At 60.4% G+C, this 960-nt stretch carries 2 protein-coding genes; both read right to left on the bottom strand.

Features of this window, described 5'->3' with window-relative positions:
• Positions 1 to 628 (bottom strand): Gfo/Idh/MocA family protein (locus H7J06_RS12460; RefSeq protein WP_264039184.1); only part of this gene is annotated, 628 nt, incomplete at its 3' end.
• Between the two features lie 38 nt (positions 629 to 666).
• Positions 667 to 960, bottom strand: a 294-nt coding sequence (locus H7J06_RS12455; RefSeq protein ID WP_275079345.1) for an aromatic-ring-hydroxylating dioxygenase subunit beta, incomplete at its 5' end; no start/stop codon positions are given.

Raw genomic sequence — 960 nt, 5'->3', positions numbered from 1 at the left:
CGTCCCATATTGTCGACGCACGCACTGTTCTGGCCACACCGCCGACTATCTGCCGCACGATATCGACCTGGTGAGGCCCCTGGTTGAGCACTGGCCCGCTGGTCGAGCGCAATTCCGAAGTCGGCCACGGTCGCCGATTGAAGTCATTGAAGTTCCAGGTGTTCACCATGAGCAACTCGCCGAGATCGCCACTGCCGACAAGTTCGGCCATCGCTCGCACCGGCGCGTCGAAGCTGTGTGTGTGGCCGGCCATCAGCTGCACGCCCGCAGCGCCTGCCGCCTCGACCATTGCAGTGCACTCGTCGATCGACATGGCCAACGGCTTTTCGACGATCATGTGTTTTCTGTAATGTGCGGCCATCAGGGCATGCTCCCGATGCAGCTCGGGAGGGGTGGCGATGTAGACGACGTCCACGCTCGGGTCGGCACACAGTTGCTCTGCGTCGGTATAGGTGTGGCCTGCGAACTCGGTGGCGAAGCGGGCGAGCGAGTGTGATCGGGTATCCGCAGCCGCCACAACCCGATACGGCAGCGTCGACATGTCCGGGTACTGCTGGAAGATTCTGGCGACTGCCTGACCGATTCCGAGAAATCCCAGGCCTAGTTCGCGTGAAGCGACATCTGTCATGTGTGCGACCTAACTGAGGGCTATTGGACGACTGGGCATTAGAAGAAGATCGAAATCGCTCGTGGCAGAACGCTATGAGCCAGGGTGATGACCCGGGCGGCCAGCAGCAGGCCCGAGTGCTTGTCTCGGCGTAGAACGTCTTGTCGTTTGCCGATAAAGAAGCTTTCGTGGCGTTCATGGCGTACGAGAAACACCATGACGCTGGATCGGACGCTCAGCTCTTGATCGGACACATCGGTGACCAGGATGTCGCTGACAATGCGCTGAGTGATCGTGCGTGGAGTTTCCCCGGGAGCGAGCCCAGTAGCCAGCCGGGCAATTCTCAGCTTCAG

This window comes from Mycolicibacterium hodleri (genome assembly GCF_025822245.1).
Lineage (GTDB): Bacteria > Actinomycetota > Actinomycetes > Mycobacteriales > Mycobacteriaceae > Mycobacterium > Mycobacterium hodleri.
Note: the sequence above shows the minus strand (reverse complement) of the source record. Positions and strands in the feature narration are given on the sequence as shown.